Here is a 16,189-nt window from a genome sequence, read left to right on the forward strand (position 1 = left end):
ACCTGAACTAGCTGTTGGGCAAGCCTGCAGTGTAGGACCATAGCGCCTGCGGGCGCAGTAAATGCCCATTGCCAACACGACGAGTATAACCTACGCGGTCAAAAAATTCCAAGACCTGGATCGCCCGCTTTCGGCCCAGGCCGCTAGCGTCGCGGAAGGTGGCGGCACCCACGGCACCATTGCCGGCAGGCAAACCTTCTTCCTGTTCGGCTTTTTCAGCCAGGCTACGCACCAGTTGCGCCAGCTCGGCCAGCGCCGCCTGGTGATAAAACAGGTCGTGCACCACCTGGCTGACCTGTCCTGCCTTGGCAAGTTTGCGCAACAGCCGGCGCGTTTCATCTTCGGCCAGGCCGAAGTCGCGCGCCAGGTCACGCGTCCACGGCGGATCGTAGCGCCCCTGCAGCAACAGCGCCAGCAAGGGTTCGGCCAGCGCCGCCTCCTGCGCCGTCAGCTCCACGCTGTGCGTCGGCAGATGCAGGCTGGCACCGCGCGCCTGCACCTCGCCGCGCGCCAGCAAGCCTTCGACCAGGTGGCTCCACAAAGCGTCTTCCATCTCCGCGTCAACGATGCGCTTCAAGCGCCACAGTTCCGGCCCTGCCTCATCGGGCGCGCGCGCGTGGAACACCGCCAGGGCGGCCAGTAGCCGCTCTTCCAGCGCGGCCTGCGCCGCCGGCGCCAGCAGCAGGGCATCGTTTGCGCGCAGAGCGATGCGGCGCGTATCGGGCGGCAGCGCGATGGCGTGCGCCGGCAGCAGCGACAGGCGCACCAGCAGCGACTCGCGCAAGCCCAGCGGGCTTTGCGCCAGCAGCGCCGCATAGTCGCCGTGCGCGACAAAGGCTGCCAGAGCATCGAGCCAGGCAAGCCTGGCCGGGCTGCGCCGCTTGCGCGCGGGGCCGAACGGATCGAGCACCATACCGCCGCCCACCGTTTGCGTCGCTTGCGCATTGCGCACGACGAAGCGGTCACCGGGCACGCCGTGCATGGGTGCGTCGAACACCAGCTGCACCCTGCCCGTCTGCCCCGGCCCCAAGCTTACGCCATCGAGCATGACGGCGCGCGCCACCTGGTGCGCCGCCCCCAAGTGCACGTGCAGCGGCGACCAGGCTTTCAATTGCACGCCCGCGTCGGGCAGCAAAGTCAGTTGCACGTCGAGGCGCTCCGAGCATTGTGCCAGTTGCGGCGCAACGATCCAGTTGCCCCGTTCGATGCGCTCGCGCTCGATGCCGGCCAGGTTCAGCGCCAGGCGCTGGCCCGCCAAGCCCGTGTCCGCCGCGCGGTTTTGCGCATGGATGCTGCGCACGCGCGCGCCTGTGCCGCCCGGCACCAGCTGCAGCGTGTGCCCCACCTTGGCCATGCCGGCCAGCGCCGTGCCGGTGACGATGGTGCCCTGCCCCGACAAGGTAAACACACGGTCCACGCCCAGGCGGAACAAGCGCCGCTCGTCGCGTTGCGGCAAGTCGTGCGCCACTTGCGTCAGGTGCGCCAGCAAGGCAGCCACACCGGGATCGTTGTCGCCGCTGGCAGCGGTGCAGAAAACCGGGCTGCCTGCGAGCGGCGTGCCGGCCAGCAGCGCCTCGATGTCGGCTGTCACCTGCGCCACGCGGGCGCCGTCGACGCGGTCGACCTTGCTCAACGCCACGGCGCCGCGCCCCACGCCGAGCAGCTGCAAAATAGCCAGGTGCTCGTGCGTCTGCGGCATGATGCCATCGTCGGCAGCCACCACTAGCAGGGCAAAGTCGATGCCCGTCACGCCGGAAGCCATGGTGCGGATGAATTTTTCGTGGCCAGGCACATCGATCACGCCCAGCACCGTGCCGTCCGCCAGCGGCAGATAGGCATAGCCCAGTTCAATCGAAATGCCGCGCGCCTGCTCTTCTTTCAGGCGGTCCGTGTGCACGCCCGTCAGCGCGCGCGTCAGCGTCGTCTTGCCATGGTCGATATGGCCAGCGGTACCGACGATCATGCGGATAACTCGGCGAGCTGCGCGATGAAAGCCGTCTCGTGCGGCGCCTCCAGGCAGCGCAGGTCCAGCCACAGCGCATCCTGGCCAATGCGCCCGATTACAGGACGTGGCAAGGCACGCAAACGCTGTTCCAGCGTTCCCAATGGATTACTCAGGCGCGAGCCCGGCACGCTGCGGATGGCCAAGCCAAAGCTGGGCAGCTGGTCGATGGGCAAGGCGCCGCTGCCGATCTGGCTTTTCATGGCTTCGGCCGTCACAACGTAGGCTTTTCCCAGCACCTGCTGCAACGCCGGCAGCAGCAGCTCGGCTTGCGCGCGCATGGCGGCCGCAGGCCGCGTCAGCAAGCGCAACGTGGTCAGGCGCTCGGCCAGCAAGTCCGGCGCGCGGTACAGCTGCAACACCGGAGCCAATGCCGCCAGCGTCAGTTTGCCCACGCGCAGCGCGCGTTTCAGGGGGTTGCGCTTGATCTTCGCAATCAGGTCGGCGCGTCCGACAATGATGCCGCATTGCGGGCCGCCCAGCAATTTATCACCGCTAAAGGTTACCAGGTCGGCGCCCGCCGCTATCGTTTCGCGCACCGTCGTTTCATGCGGTAGCCCGTATTGAACCAAATCAAGCAATGTGCCGCTGCCCAGGTCCACCGCCGTCGGCACGCCGTGTTTTGCACCCAGCGGCGCCAGTTCGTCGAGCTCCACGCTTTTCGTGAAGCCGGTGATCACGTAATTGCTACAATGCACTTTCATCAGCAAGCCGGTGTGCTCGTTGATGCCGTCCGCGTAATCGTCCAGATGGGTGCGGTTAGTACTACCCACTTCGCGCAGCACGGCGCCGGCGCGCGTCATGACGTCGGGAATGCGGAAGGCGCCGCCGATTTCCACCAGTTCGCCGCGCGAAACAATGACTTCCTTGTTCTGTGCCAAAGTGTTGAGCATCAGCAGCACGGCGGCGGCATTGTTGTTGACGATGGTGGCCGCTTCGGCCCCCGTCAGTTCACGCAGCAGCTCCTCGACCAGGTCGTCGCGGTCGCCGCGCTTGCCTGTCTCGAGGTCAAATTCCAGGTTCATCGGCGATTGCATCGCTTCCACCACGGCTTGCACGGCGGCGTCGGGCAGCAGCGCCCGACCCAAATTCGTATGCAGCACGGTGCCCGTCAGGTTGAACACGGCGCGCAGCTGCGAGCGCGATTGCGCCTGCAGGCGTTCGGCCATTTGCGCGACGATGGCAGCCAGTGATGCGCCCTCTTCACAGACGGCACCGGCCAGCATGGCGGCGCGCAATTCGGCCAGCACGGTACGCGCGCAGGCCAGGCTCTGCACGCGGCCATAGTGCGCAATCAGGCCCAGGCAAGCCGCGTCACCGAGGATGCGGTCGACCGACGGCAGGCGCACGGTTTGCCCTGTCATCATGGCTGCGCGTCCTCGCCGCTTTCGCTCTTGCCCAGCCACAGCAGCGGATTGCCGCTGGCGCGCTGGTAGCCCGCTTCGCCCACCAGCAGGTCGAGCATCAGGCTGGCCAGGTCGTCGGCCAGCGGCTCGACGTTGTAGTCATGCTCCTGATTGAAGACCTTGCGGTAGGTATGGCAGTCTTCGCAGGTTTCCGCGCGCGCCACCTTCTTGGGATCATTCGCCTTGTTGGGCAATTTATCGTCCTTCGCCGTCACGGGGTCGAACGGTGCCGCTTCGGCCGCGTCCAGGCCCTGATAGGCAATCTTGCCATTGTGTTCGCAGGTCGAGCACTTCACGCGCACCATATGCCATTCGCTTTCGCAGATACCGCAGTGCAGATAGCGATAGCCTTGCGATTGGCCGCCGATGCGGATCACGCTGGCGACGGGATGCGAACCACACACCGGACACAGGGTACCCGTTTCAAGGTCCGGCACGCGCGCGGCGCGCAGTTCGCTGGCCGATACCGACCACAGGATTTGCAGCGCTGCCGCAACGAAGGGCGCGTGCATGGGATTGAGGTTGTCGCCGTTTTCATCGAGCACGGCATCGGCGCAGGCATCGAGCGCTGACGCGTCGAGCGCGCGCAACTGGAGCAGCACCTGCGTCAAGCCGGCGGACAATGCCGGCACGCTCGCTGCCGTGACGGCCAGTTCATCGAGCACGCTGGCAAAGATGTCGCGCCACACGGGTGGACGGGCGCCGTTGACGGGCAACACGGGCATGCGGTGCTGCATCGCGCGGCGCAGCGCGTCGGGATCGGCGGCAGGCACGGCGCCAGGCGCCAGTTTTCCTACCACGGCGGCCTGCGCGTCGGCCAGCGCGGCCATCAGCACCAGGTAGCCCTGCATGCCCGCGTCGACGGGGATGCCCTTGATATTGCCTTGCGCCAACTCGCGCAAGCGCAAGGCGCGGGCCTTGAACAGGCTGTCAGGCTGCGGCAGCAGCAGGCGCGGAATCGCGTTGTGGTCCAGGCCTTCGATTTCGCCTGGCTGAAGAATGCGTTGTACCAATGGAGTTTTCCCATCAAAAAAGGCAAAGCAGAGCCAGCGGAGTTGGCTATGCTGTCAAAGTATTTTAATCGATATAGAGAAAGGGGCCGATCCTCTGGGACCGGCCCCGGCTCTTACAGCAGGGTCTCACTGACGACAGCTTAATCCTTGCTGTTGCGTATTACCGCCTCAAACCACTTCGGATGGTGCTTGCGCGCCCAGCCGTAAGTGACGGTGCCGCGCACCATGGCGCCGATCGAGCCCTTGACCCACAGCGCCGCATAGATATGCACGATGATGGCGCAGATGATACCGAAGGCACAAACAGCGTGCAGCAAGGCGGCAGCGCGGATGACGGGAATCGGGAAATAGAACGCGAAATACGCGCGCCAGATCACGATGCCAGACAGCAACAATCCCACCATGAAAGCGAGCAGCGCGAAGAACAGGATCTTCTGGCCGGCATTGTATTTGCCGATCTTAGGAAGCTTTTCCTCACGGTTGTTGAGCACGTCGTCCATCTGTTTCAGCCACTGCTTGTCGCCGTCCTCGAACTGGTTGTGGTGCCAGAAGCGCACCACCAGGATCGCGAACGAGACAAACATCAGCACGCCGGCAAACGGATGCAAAATACGCGTCCATTGCCCGCCGCCGAACAGGTTGGCCATCCATGCCATCGAAGGATGGAACATGGCCAGGCCGGACAGCGCCAGCATGACGAAAGTGATGGAAGTGACCCAGTGATTGGAACGCTCGTTGGGATTGTAGCGTTCAATCAGGGGATTGCCATCCTTGTCGAACAGCTTGCCATCGTGATGTTCACTCTGCTGTTCACTGTGATTCATGCTGTTCCTCCCGGATACGCTTGGCCTCTTCCAAGGCTTCGTGCTCTTCTTTCTTGCTCACTTCGTTCGGACCGATGCGCGTGTAATGGAAAAAGCCTGCCAGTGCCGTGGCAGCTATGCCGGCCACTGCCAGCGGCTTGGACCAGCCCTTCCAGAAGCCCACCATCGGACTGATGCGCGGGCGTTCCGGCAAGTTCGAATACAGCTTCGGCTTGTCGGCATGGTGCAACACGTACATCACGTGCGTGCCGCCCACGCCCAGCGGATCATACAGACCCGCATTCTCGAAACCACGCGATTTCAGGTCGACGATACGCTCTTCCGCATGCACCTTCATGTCTTCCTTGGTGCCGAAGAGGATGGCGCCGGTCGGACAGGTTTTCACGCAGGCCGGTTCCTGGCCAACGGCCACGCGATCCGAGCACAAGGTGCACTTGTAGGCGCGGTCGTCCTTCTTCGAAATACGCGGCACGTCGAAAGGACAGCCAGCCACGCAGTAGCCGCAGCCGATGCAGTTTTCCTGGTGGAAATCCACAATGCCATTCGTGTATTGCACGATGGCGCCCGGCGCCGGACAGGCCTTCAGACAGCCCGGGTCCTCGCAGTGCATGCAGCCATCCTTGCGGATCAGCCACTCGAGGTTACCGTCGTTGTCTTCGTGTTCGGCAAAACGCATCACCGTCCACGATTGCGGCGTCAAGTCCGTCGGATTGTCATAGGTGCCATGGTTTTCGCCGACTTCGTCGCGCAAGTCGTTCCATTCCATGCACGCTGTCTGGCAAGCCTTGCAGCCGATGCATTTCGACACATCGATCAGCTTGGCCACGGTGCCCGTCACCGGGCTGCGCGCTTGCGGCGGCGTTACCGTGGTAGCCGACAGGCGCCGGATATCTAAGGATTGCAGTGCCATTATTGAGCTCCCATCATGCTTTTTCCACCTTCACCAAGAAGGACTTGAATTCCGGCGTTTGCGAATTGGCATCCCCCACGCCTGGCGTCAGGGTATTAATCAGATACCCGGGCTTGGCCACGCCCGCAAAGCCCCAGTGCAACGGCAGGCCCACGGTATGCACCTGCTTGCCTTCGATCATCAGCGCTTTGATGCGCTTGGTGACCACGGCCTTGGCGATGATGTGGCCTCGCTTGGAACTGACGCGCACTTCACCACCGGCGACGACGCCGATGCTCTTGGCCAGCTCTTCGCCAATTTCAACGAATTGCTGCGGCTGGATGATGGCATTCAGGCGTGCATGCTTGGTCCAGTAATGGAAATGCTCGGTCAGGCGGTAGCTGGTCGCCACATGCGGATATTCCTCATGCGTACCGAGCATTTTCCGATCCTCGGCGAACACGCGCGCGGCCGGGTTGCTGGTCGCCATCGGATTTTTCGGATGCATCGGGTTGTAACCGAGCGGATTTTCGAACGGCTCGTAATGCTCGGGGAACGGCCCTTCGGCCATGGCGCCACGCGCAAAGAAACGCGCCACGCCCTCGCCCAGCATGATGAACGGACCCATGCCATTTTCCGGCGGTTCGTCGGCCTTGAAGTCGGGAATATCGGCCCCGCTCCAATTCGTGCCATTCCACTCGATCAACTTGCGGGTCGGATCGAAAGGCTTGCCTTTCAAGTCGCACGAAGCACGGTTATACAGCACGCGCCGGTTCGCCGGCCACGCCCAGGCCCAGCCCAGCGTCTGACCGATGCCGGTCGGGTCGCTGTTATCGCGCCGTCCCATCTGGTTGCCCGCCTGCGTCCAACTGCCGGCAAAGATCCAGCAACCGCTGCTGGTGCTGCCATCGTCACGCAATTGCGCAAACGAGGCCAGCTGCTCGCCCTTCTTCAGCAACAACTTGGTCGGATCTTTGAGATCGTACAAGTCGGCCAATGCCTTGCCGTTGAATTCGCGGGCGATTTCTTCCGGCTGCGGGTTATGCGGCTGCGCATAATTCCAGGTCAGGTTGACGATAGGATCGGGAAACTTGCCACCCTCCTTCTTGTACAGCGTGCGCATGCGCAAGAACAGGCCGGACATGATTTCCAGGTCGCTGCGCGCCTGGCCCGGCGGTTCGGCCGCCTGCCAGTGCCACTGCAGCACGCGCGCCGAGCTCACCAGCGAACCGCGCTCTTCGGCGAAGCAGGTGGTCGGCAAGCGGAACACTTCCGTCATGATCTTGGTCGGATCGACTTCGTGATATTGCCCGTGCGGCTTCCAGAATTCGCCCGTTTCCACGGCCAACGGGTCCATGATGACGAGGAACTTCAGCTTCGACAGCGCTTCTGTGACCTTCTGCTTGTTCGGCGCGGACGCCAGCACGTTGAAGCCCTGGCAGATATAGCCGGTCATCTTGCCTTGATGCATGTTCTCGATCGCTTGCATCAAGTCATACGGCTTGTCGAGTTTCGGCAAGTAGTCGAAGGCGTAATTGTTCTCGGCCGTGGCAAAATCACCCCACCACGTCTTCATGAAGCTGACGTGGAACTTGCGGTAATTGCTCCAGTAGCTGAGCTGGTTAGGCCGCAGCGGCTTGGTCGCGCGCGCAGCGATGTAGGCATCGAAATCCTGCTCGCGCTCGTTAGGCAGGGTCATATAACCTGGCAACAGGTTTGACATCAGGCCCAAGTCGGTCAAGCCCTGGATGTTCGAGTGGCCGCGCAAGGCGTTCATGCCGCCGCCGGCGATACCCATATTACCCAGCAACAACTGCACCATGGCGCCCGTGCGGATGGTTTGCGCGCCCGTCGAGTGGTGCGTCCAGCCCAGTGCGTACAAGATGGTACCCGCGCGTCCCGGCACGGCGGTCGAGGCGAGTGCCTCTGCCACCTTGTGGAACTTTTCAGGCGACACGCCACACGTGCGTTCGACCATCTCGGTCGTGTAACGTGCGTAGTGCTTCTTCATCATCTGGTAGACGCAGCGCGGATGTTCGAGCGTCGGGTCGACCTTGGCATAGCCATCGTCGCCGATCTCGTAATCCCAGGTGGCCTTGTCGGTGTACTTGCCTTTTTCCTTGTCATAACCCGAGAACAGGCCATCTTCGAACGCATAGTCTTCGCGCACGATGAAAGGCATGTCCGTGTAGTTACGCACGTACTCATGCTGGATCTTGTCGTTCGTCAGCAGATAATTGATGATCGCGCCGAGGAAAACGATGTCCGTGCCGGTGCGCGTGGCGCAGTAGTAATCTGCCACGGATGCGGTACGGGTAAAACGCGGATCGACAACAATCAGCTTGGCCTTGTTATGCGCCTTCGCTTCCGTTACCCATTTGAAGCCGCAAGGATGTGCTTCTGCTGCATTGCCGCCCATGACCAAAATCACATCGGCATTCTTGATATCGACCCAATGATTCGTCATCGCGCCACGGCCAAACGTCGGGGCAAGACCTGCCACCGTCGGTCCGTGTCATACACGCGCCTGATTATCAAAGGTCAGCATCCCCATGCTGCGCACTGTCTTGTGGGTCAGGTAACCGACCTCGTTGCTGCCGGCGGACGCGGCAAGCATGCCGGTGGAGAGCCAGCGGTTGACGGTCTTGCCGTCGGCATTCTTTTCGATCAGGTTGGCATCGCGATCATCCTTCATCAGGCGCGCGATCTTGTCGAGCGCCACATCCCAGGAGATCGGTTGCCATTCCGTGCCACCGGGTGCGCGGTATTCGGGCACTTTCAAGCGACTCGGACTGTGGATAAAGTCGATCAGACTGGCGCCTTTCGGGCACAGGGTGCCACGGTTTACCGGGTGATCGGCATCGCCTTCCACGTGGATGATGCTGGAGACGGCATTTTTCGCGCCGTCGCCCAGTCCATACAGCAGGATGCCGCATCCTACCGAACAATAAGGACACGTATTGCGTGTCTCGGTCGTGCGAGACAGCTTGTATTGCCGCACTTCCGCCATCGCCTGGCCCGGTGCAAAACCGAGCAAGGCGAGGCTGGAGCCAGCAATGGTCGCGCCAGTTACCCGAAGGAACTGGCGCCTGGACATCTGAACCATATTCAGGCCTCTATGATGTGAGTAAATAAAAAGTCATACGGTGTCATGGAGGTGTCATATCAATAAGATATAAGCACCATACCTGTTCCGCATGGCATCATTTTACCCCTCAAATCTCGTCAAGGCTTGGAGTGCTCGAATAAATTGCACATAGACAACATTTTTCCATAGGCAATAGGCGGCTACTCAAAACACTATCGCTACGCGAACAATGACTCCAAGCCGGTAGTGTGCGCACACATACAATTCTTCACTGATGAAAAACCAGGATCGCAAGCGACTTTTGAATGCGAACAAACTGCCAGGCTAGCGACAGACTGTCGCGCAAATCGTGCCCTTCGACGCCGTCACGGTGAAAGTCGGCAAGCCTTCCTCAGGCATAGCCGCCAGTGGCGTGACACCCAAGGTCAGGGGCAAGGCCTCGCAGTACGGCAATCGTGATCGCCTTGCCTGCGCGCATGCGCTGTTGCTGCAGAGAAGACCCTGACTGATGCCTGACTATGCCTGATTGTCATGATATGGACATCAAGCAGTGCGGTGGAAGGCAAGGCAACATGTAAGTGATAGTACTTATTGACTAGGTAATTGGTGCAGAAAAGCAACAATAAGTAAATATCGACAAGCAATTTAAATTGCTTGAAAAACTATTTCCGTGCGTCAATGCTATACTCGCCTCAGCTGGGCAGTAGCATTCCCACGCCGTCACACCCCTTGCTTTACCTCCACGGCGCGCACTGCGCGGCGCGGCGCCATGTCACCATGCGGCACCCGAAAACCACGATCCCCTGCGCCTTGCGGCGACTGCCTGCCCCTGCGGGCGGCGGCGATCATGACAATTAACTGTTAGGAATTACATGAAAAACCTGAACATCGGCAGCCGCCTTGGCGTCGGCTTTGCTATCGTATTGTTGCTGCTTGCCGCCTTGACCGTCACCGCTATCGTACGCATGCAAACGGCCAGCGCCCTGACTGACCGCCTGCTCAATACCAGCATCAAGAACCAGCGCATGGTGGCCGAATGGTCGAAGATCATCGAAGTGAACAGCGTGCGCGGCGTAGCCTCGTTTGAAATCGCGGATCCCGTCGTGCGCGCAAAAATCGAAGAAGATCTCAAAGTCGATGCGGCACGCTCCAGCAAGCTGCAAGATGATATCGCCGCCGCATTGCGCAATCCGGGCGTGATCGAGCAATTCAAGGTGGTGCGCAAGGTGCGCACCGACTATGTGACGACGCGCGCACGCGCCTTCAAGATGAAGGCCGACGGCGACATGGCAGGCGCCAAGGAAGTGTTCGACAAAGAAGTGACACCGATCACCAAGGCTTACCTGGCCGAAGTGAAGCAATTTGCCACCATGCAGATCAACGCTTCCGACGCCGTCGGCGCCAGCATCGTCGAGTCGTATAGCGACACCCGTGCCTTCCTCATCAGCATGGGCCTGCTGGCCGTGCTGATGGGCATCGGTTTCGCTTGGTGGATCACGCGCTCGATCACCGGCCCCATCCGCGACGCCGTGAAAGTGGCAGAAACCGTGGCAGCAGGCGACCTGAGCAGCACAATCACGGTGCAAGGCCGCGATGAAACAGGGCAGCTGATGCAGGCCCTGAAAAGCATGAACGACAGCCTGGTCGGCATCGTGAGCCAGGTGCGCAGCGGCACCGACACCATCGCCACGGCTTCCGCAGAAATTGCCGCCGGCAACCAGGACCTGTCGTCGCGCACGGAACAGCAAGCCAGTTCGCTGGAAGAAACTGCCTCGTCGATGGAAGAGCTGACCTCGACCGTAAAGCAGAATGCGGATAATGCGCGCCAGGCGAACAAACTCGCTGGCGACGCGGCCGGCATCGCCAGCCGCGGCGGCGCCGTGGTGGCGGAAGTGGTCGCCACCATGGGCGAGATCAATACCTCGTCGAAGAAAATCGTCGATATCATCTCGGTCATCGACGGCATCGCCTTCCAGACGAATATCCTGGCCCTGAACGCGGCTGTGGAAGCGGCACGCGCCGGCGAACAGGGCCGCGGCTTTGCCGTGGTGGCCACGGAAGTGCGCAACCTGGCACAGCGCTCGGCAGCGGCGGCCAAGGAAATCAAGGGCTTGATCGACGACTCCGTGCAAAAGGTCGACGTGGGCACGGACCTGGTCGACAAAGCCGGCAAGACGATGGAAGAAATCGTGCAAAGCATCGGCTTCGTCACATCCATCATGAGCGAGATCAGCAACGCCAGCGAAGAACAGAGCGCAGGCATCGAGCAAGTCAACCAGGCCATTTCCGAAATGGACCAGGTGACCCAGCAAAATGCAGCCCTGGTAGAAGAGGCCTCGGCCGCAGCCGAAGCGATGCAGGATCAGGCGAGCGAACTGGCGCAAGTGGTCAGCGTCTTCCGCCTGGACGCCAATGCGGCGACGACTGACCGTTTCAGCATGAAAGCGGCGCAACGCAGCACGCCTGCAGCGACGGCAAGCGCGGCCGCAGCGGCCCGCAAGGCTACGGCCCCTGCCCTGCGCCTGCCCGTGACACGCGCCAACAGCAAGGCAGCCAAGCCTGCCGAAGGCGAGTGGGAAGAGTTTTAAACGCTGAAGATCGATGCGTGGCAGTGACTGCCACGCAGGCGCAGCAGCCAGGCATCAGCCCAGCCTGGCTTGCGCATCCTGAATCAGTTTTGCCAGCTCGCGCGGCGCAGATTGGGCCAGAAATGCCAGCGCCAGCGCCTGCGGATCGATAGCCGCATCCGCTGGCAAGCCATGCTCGAAGCCACCCACCATATAGAGGCAGAAGTGCGGCGATTCGGCCCGCGTTTCCACATACCAGCAACCCGCATGACTCTGTACAAAGTATTCGCCGATAAAGTAGCCGAGCGTGGTTTTTACCCACTGCCAGCTCTCGTCGCGGATGACGATGGTGCGCATGGCCGCATCGATGTAAGGCAGGTATTCGGCCGCATTCGTCAATACTTCGTGCGCGGGCTGGATACCCAGACGTTCGACAAAATTCACCAGCGACGCCCCCAGCGCGTCATAGTAAGCATCGAAACCCGCCTGGCTCTGTTGTAACAATTGTTCTTCTTCGTTCGACAGCATTCACACTCCACAGACATTCATCAATTGCGTCCATTTTCAATCAATGGCGCAGATCACGGCATCGCCCATTTTACGCCGCGTGCACAGCCACGTCAGCGCTCTGCTGCAGGGCTTGGTTGCGGGCGGACAAATGCGGCAATGCTGGGCTACCGCTCCCCCCGGCAGCGACGCACGCGCCTTTCCTCAAGCACGGCATGCAGATGATGATGAACAGTCGATTCTGCGGCTCATGCGAGATTAACACCGTAGCAAGGTAGGGCAACAGACAAAAAAATAGCCCACTATAAAGTGGGCTATTTTTTTTATCTGGAGGCGAGGACGGGAATCGAACCCGTCTAAACGGCTTTGCAGGCCGCTGCATAACCTCTTTGCTACCTCGCCAGAGGAACTGCTAGGGTGCGCCTTGCGGCCCACCTTGAAAACTGGAGCGGGAGAAGAGTCTCGAACTCTCGACCTCAACCTTGGCAAGGTTGCGCTCTACCAACTGAGCTACTCCCGCATTGGAGCTTGTTTACTACTTAATCACGCCACGTACTGAGCGGATAAAAAAAGGAAGCCAGCTTAGCTTCCCTTTAGAATTCTGGAGCGGGAGAAGAGTCTCGAACTCTCGACCTCAACCTTGGCAAGGTTGCGCTCTACCAACTGAGCTACTCCCGCATTGGAGCTTCTATTTTCTGCTACTGCCATCCTACCGTACTGCCTCCAGCTTGCGCTGGAGCGGGAGAAGAGTCTCGAACTCTCGACCTCAACCTTGGCAAGGTTGCGCTCTACCAACTGAGCTACTCCCGCATACGAACTACTATTTTACTGCCTTTTACACCCGTTTACCAGTGCTGCTTTACTGCTGATCCAGCATTCACTGGAGCGGGAGAAGAGTCTCGAACTCTCGACCTCAACCTTGGCAAGGTTGCGCTCTACCAACTGAGCTACTCCCGCAGTGGACAACATTGTATCAGAAGCTCTACTGCACCGCCAGTACTACTTTTTACTGCATCTGCTGTTTTTACCTATGACACGATCCAGAAAACTGGAGCGGGAGAAGAGTCTCGAACTCTCGACCTCAACCTTGGCAAGGTTGCGCTCTACCAACTGAGCTACTCCCGCGTCATCAACAACAGGCCAGCATTATAGAGGGATTACAGGGACTGTCAACTGGCAATATCTGGTCTTTTGCAAAATATTTGAAGTCAGAGCATGTGGGCCTGCCCCCTTTCAATGCAAATTGCCGGCCTTTTCCTTGATCAACGGCCATGCCAGGCGCAGGTAATAGAACATCGACCATACCGTCAGCACGCTGGCGATCCACAGCAGCTTTTCGCCCCACACGTGGGTATCGATCGCGCCGAAGATCACGTCGTGATACAGCAGCAAGGGAATGGCCGTCATTTGCGCAGCCGTCTTGATCTTGCCGATCGAACTGACGGCCACCGATTTCGATGCGCCAATCTGCGCCATCCATTCACGCAATGCGGAAATGGTGATTTCACGGCCAATGATGATGAAGGCCAGCACGGCATTGACGCGATCGAGCTGCACCAGCACCAGCAAAGCGCCCGCCACCATCAGCTTGTCGGCGACCGGATCGAGGAAGGCGCCAAAGGCCGAGGTCTGGTTCCAGCGCCGCGCGAGAAAACCATCGAACCAGTCGGTGACGGCGGCAACAATGAAGACCAGGGTGGCGACGAGGTTCTGGTCGCCATGCAGCAGCATCGACGGCGGCAAGTAAAACACGCCGACGACGAGTGGGATCAGGGCCACGCGCAGCCAAGTCAAAAGGATGGGAATATTAAAAGGCATAAGCAAACAATCGGCCAACGGGTGAATTGAACATGAAGAAAGCGTAAAGAAAGCGCCCCTAGTCTACATGGCCCAGGGGCATTAGCCTAGTGCGCTTGCCGCAGCACCGGAGCAGGCAATCAGGAACCCGAACAAAACCACCGCGAGCGACGACGAATCGCCACGCACTGTCGATTTGCGCAGGCGTTCTAATGCAACTGCTTGTAAATCTCTTCCGCAAGCTGCGTCGAAATGCCCTCCACCGACATCAAATCCTCGACGCTGGCGTCGACCACGCCGCGCAAGCCGCCAAAACGCGACAGCAGTTTCTGCCGGCGCTTGGCGCCTATGCCTTCTATCTCTTCCAGGCGCGAGGTCTGACGTGTCTTGGCGCGCTTGGCGCGCATGCCCGTAATGGCAAAGCGGTGCGCCTCGTCGCGAATTTGCGCGATCAGCATCAAGGCTGCCGACTCTTTGCCCAGCGCTTGCGGCGCACGCCCATCGACGAACAGCAGGGTTTCCAGGCCCACCTTGCGCCCTTCCCCCTTGGCCACGCCGACGATCAAGCTGATATCGAGTCCCAGCTCGGCAAATACCTGGCGCGCCATTTCGATCTGCCCCTTGCCACCATCGATCAGCACCACGTCGGGCATCACGCCATCGCCATTGGCCACCTTTTCATAGCGGCGCATCAAGACCTGGCGCATGGCCGCGTAATCGTCGCCGGGGGTGATGTCGTTGATGTTGTAACGCCGGTATTCGCCATTGTGCATGGCGTGGTGATGAAATACCACGCACGACGCCTGCGTCGCCTCGCCCTGCGTGTGGCTGATGTCGAAACACTCCACGCGCAAGTTGTCGATCTCTTCCATTTCCAGTCCCAGCGCCTCGGCCAATGCACGCGTGCGCGACTGCTGCGAACCCTGCTCTGACAGCAAGCGCGCCAGCGAAATCTCGGCGCCTTTTTGCGCCATCTCCAGCCATTGGCGACGCTGCCCCTGCGGCTGAAAGATCAGGTTAATGCGGTGGCCGCACTGCTCCATCAGCGCCACCATCAGGGCTGGCTGGTCAAACTCGATATTCAGTATCAGGGTGCCGGGAATGAATTTTTCCGTGTAGTGCTGGGCCAGGAAGGCCGCCAGCACTTCCACCTCGATCGCTTCTTCGGCAATCGCTGCCGCGTCGCTGAACTGACTGGGGAAATAGGCACGGTCGCCCAGGTGGCGCCCCCCGCGCACCATGGCCAGGTTGACGCAGGCGCGCCCGCCCTGCACCAGCACGGCGAGGATGTCGACATCGGCGTCGTCCGTGGTCTCCATGCTTTGCTGGTGCAGTACGCGCGACAGCGAGCCAATCTGGTTGCGCACCACTACCGCCTGCTCGAATTTCAGCTCGGCGGCAAAGGCGTGCATCTTCTTTTCCAGGTCCGCCATCACTTCGCTCTGGCGCCCGCGCAGGAAGCGCGCCGCATTTTCCACGTCGTTTTTATAGTCTTCCTTGCTGATCAGGTCGACGCAGGGCGCGCTGCAGCGGCCAATCTGGTGCAACAGGCAGGGCCGCGTGCGGTTCGCATACACGCTGTCCTCGCAGGTGCGGAGCAAAAATACCTTTTGCAAGATCTGCATCGATTCCTTGACGGCCCAGGAACTGGGGAACGGCCCGAAATACTGGTTTTTCTTGTCCACCGCGCCCCGGTAATACACCATGCGCGGCGCATCGCCATGCGTGATTTTCAAATAGGGGTACGACTTGTCGTCGCGAAACAGAATGTTGTAGCGTGGCTGCAGCGCCTTGATCAGGTTGTTTTCCAGGATCAGCGCCTCGGCTTCGCTATGCGTCACGGTCGTTTCCAGGCGTGCAATGCGCTCGACCATCATGGCGATGCGGGGGCTGGCCAGATTCTTTTGAAAATAGCTAGCGACGCGTTTTTTCAGATCACGCGCCTTGCCGACATACAACACCTTGTCGGCGGCGTCGAAATAGCGATACACGCCAGGCAGGTTGGGCAGCTTGGCGACCGTCGCCAGCACCTGCGCGCGCGGGTCGGGTGGCGTTTCCATGGAATTGAGATCGGATATTGCTTCAGTCATTGCTGG

10 protein-coding genes and 6 tRNA genes are annotated in these 16,189 nt (G+C 60.4%); 1 reads left to right on the plus strand and 15 read right to left on the minus strand.

The features are described 5' to 3' along the window. Positions 1–7 precede the first annotated feature (7 nt). The 6 genes from selB to fdnG all read right to left on the minus strand — a co-directional run bounded on the left by selB (position 8) and on the right by fdnG (position 9,240). Entirely contained in the window at positions 8–1,963 is a 1,956-nt protein-coding gene (selB, locus tag H4V96_RS13790; protein ID WP_196855550.1) for a selenocysteine-specific translation elongation factor, read from the minus strand. After that, positions 1,960–3,369: an L-seryl-tRNA(Sec) selenium transferase gene (gene selA / locus H4V96_RS13795; protein WP_196855549.1), complete on the minus strand. Its 1,410-nt coding sequence runs from the start codon at positions 3,367–3,369 to the stop codon at positions 1,960–1,962. The genes selB and selA overlap by 4 nt, the downstream gene beginning before the upstream one ends. Further along, positions 3,366–4,421 (minus strand): formate dehydrogenase accessory protein FdhE, encoded by a 1,056-nt coding sequence (fdhE, locus tag H4V96_RS13800; RefSeq protein WP_070346788.1) that lies wholly within the window; start codon positions 4,419–4,421, stop codon positions 3,366–3,368. The genes selA and fdhE overlap by 4 nt, the downstream gene beginning before the upstream one ends. Before the next feature lie 140 nt (positions 4,422–4,561). Beyond that, on the minus strand, positions 4,562–5,245 hold the full coding sequence (locus tag H4V96_RS13805) for a formate dehydrogenase subunit gamma (RefSeq protein ID WP_010399462.1): 684 nt from the start codon (positions 5,243–5,245) through the stop codon (positions 4,562–4,564). Then, positions 5,232–6,155, minus strand: a complete 924-nt coding sequence (gene fdxH, locus H4V96_RS13810) for a formate dehydrogenase subunit beta (protein WP_010399464.1) — start codon at positions 6,153–6,155, stop codon at positions 5,232–5,234. The genes H4V96_RS13805 and fdxH overlap by 14 nt, the downstream gene beginning before the upstream one ends. 13 nt (positions 6,156–6,168) lie before the next feature. Continuing rightward, the gene (gene fdnG / locus H4V96_RS13815) at positions 6,169–9,240 is read right to left on the minus strand and encodes a formate dehydrogenase-N subunit alpha (RefSeq protein WP_196855548.1); all 3,072 of its coding nucleotides are present in this window, start codon (positions 9,238–9,240) and stop codon (positions 6,169–6,171) included. A gap of 854 nt (positions 9,241–10,094) precedes the next feature. Here fdnG and H4V96_RS13820 point away from each other — a divergent pair. Beyond that, on the plus strand, positions 10,095–11,810 hold the full coding sequence (locus tag H4V96_RS13820; RefSeq protein WP_196855547.1) for a methyl-accepting chemotaxis protein: 1,716 nt from the start codon (positions 10,095–10,097) through the stop codon (positions 11,808–11,810). A 54-nt stretch (positions 11,811–11,864) separates the two neighbouring features. Here the strand turns inward: H4V96_RS13820 and H4V96_RS13825 are convergent, their stop codons facing one another. From H4V96_RS13825 to uvrC, 9 genes are all read right to left on the minus strand, one after another. Then, positions 11,865–12,317 carry a hypothetical protein gene (locus H4V96_RS13825; protein ID WP_196855546.1) on the minus strand — a complete coding sequence of 151 codons (453 nt, stop codon included), beginning with the start codon at positions 12,315–12,317 and terminating at the stop codon, positions 11,865–11,867. A gap of 307 nt (positions 12,318–12,624) precedes the next feature. Beyond that, positions 12,625–12,698: transfer RNA gene (locus tag H4V96_RS13830), tRNA-Cys, on the minus strand. Positions 12,699–12,740: 42 nt separating this feature from the next. Further along, a tRNA-Gly gene (locus H4V96_RS13835) sits at positions 12,741–12,816 on the minus strand. 82 nt (positions 12,817–12,898) lie between these two features. After that, a tRNA-Gly gene (locus H4V96_RS13840) sits at positions 12,899–12,974 on the minus strand. 56 nt (positions 12,975–13,030) lie between these two features. Beyond that, positions 13,031–13,106, minus strand: a tRNA-Gly gene (locus tag H4V96_RS13845). 71 nt (positions 13,107–13,177) lie between these two features. Continuing rightward, positions 13,178–13,253 (minus strand) — tRNA-Gly (locus H4V96_RS13850). A gap of 92 nt (positions 13,254–13,345) precedes the next feature. Further along, positions 13,346–13,421: transfer RNA gene (locus tag H4V96_RS13855), tRNA-Gly, on the minus strand. A 108-nt stretch (positions 13,422–13,529) separates the two neighbouring features. After that, positions 13,530–14,114: a CDP-diacylglycerol--glycerol-3-phosphate 3-phosphatidyltransferase gene (gene pgsA / locus H4V96_RS13860; protein WP_010399474.1), complete on the minus strand. Its 585-nt coding sequence runs from the start codon at positions 14,112–14,114 to the stop codon at positions 13,530–13,532. Positions 14,115–14,302: 188 nt separating this feature from the next. Then, entirely contained in the window at positions 14,303–16,183 is a 1,881-nt protein-coding gene (uvrC, locus tag H4V96_RS13865; protein ID WP_196855545.1) for an excinuclease ABC subunit UvrC, read from the minus strand. Between the last annotated feature and the right edge of the window lie 6 nt (positions 16,184–16,189).

The sequence above is a fragment of the Janthinobacterium sp. CG_23.4 genome (assembly GCF_029892305.1).
In the GTDB taxonomy this organism is placed as follows: domain Bacteria; phylum Pseudomonadota; class Gammaproteobacteria; order Burkholderiales; family Burkholderiaceae_D; genus Janthinobacterium; species Janthinobacterium lividum_D.

Bases quoted from the DNA above. Each gene is read 5' to 3' on its own strand.
- selB (WP_196855550.1), bottom strand. From the start codon at position 1,963: ATGATCGTCGGTACCGCTGGCCATATCGACCATGGCAAGACGACGCTG.
- selA (WP_196855549.1), bottom strand. From the start codon at position 3,369: ATGATGACAGGGCAAACCGTGCGCCTGCCGTCGGTCGACCGCATCCTC.
- H4V96_RS13805 (WP_010399462.1), bottom strand. From the start codon at position 5,245: ATGAATCACAGTGAACAGCAGAGTGAACATCACGATGGCAAGCTGTTC.
- fdxH (WP_010399464.1), bottom strand. From the start codon at position 6,155: ATGGCACTGCAATCCTTAGATATCCGGCGCCTGTCGGCTACCACGGTA.
- H4V96_RS13820 (WP_196855547.1), top strand. From the start codon at position 10,095: ATGAAAAACCTGAACATCGGCAGCCGCCTTGGCGTCGGCTTTGCTATC.
- H4V96_RS13825 (WP_196855546.1), bottom strand. From the start codon at position 12,317: ATGCTGTCGAACGAAGAAGAACAATTGTTACAACAGAGCCAGGCGGGT.
- pgsA (WP_010399474.1), bottom strand. From the start codon at position 14,114: ATGCCTTTTAATATTCCCATCCTTTTGACTTGGCTGCGCGTGGCCCTG.
- uvrC (WP_196855545.1), bottom strand. From the start codon at position 16,183: ATGACTGAAGCAATATCCGATCTCAATTCCATGGAAACGCCACCCGAC.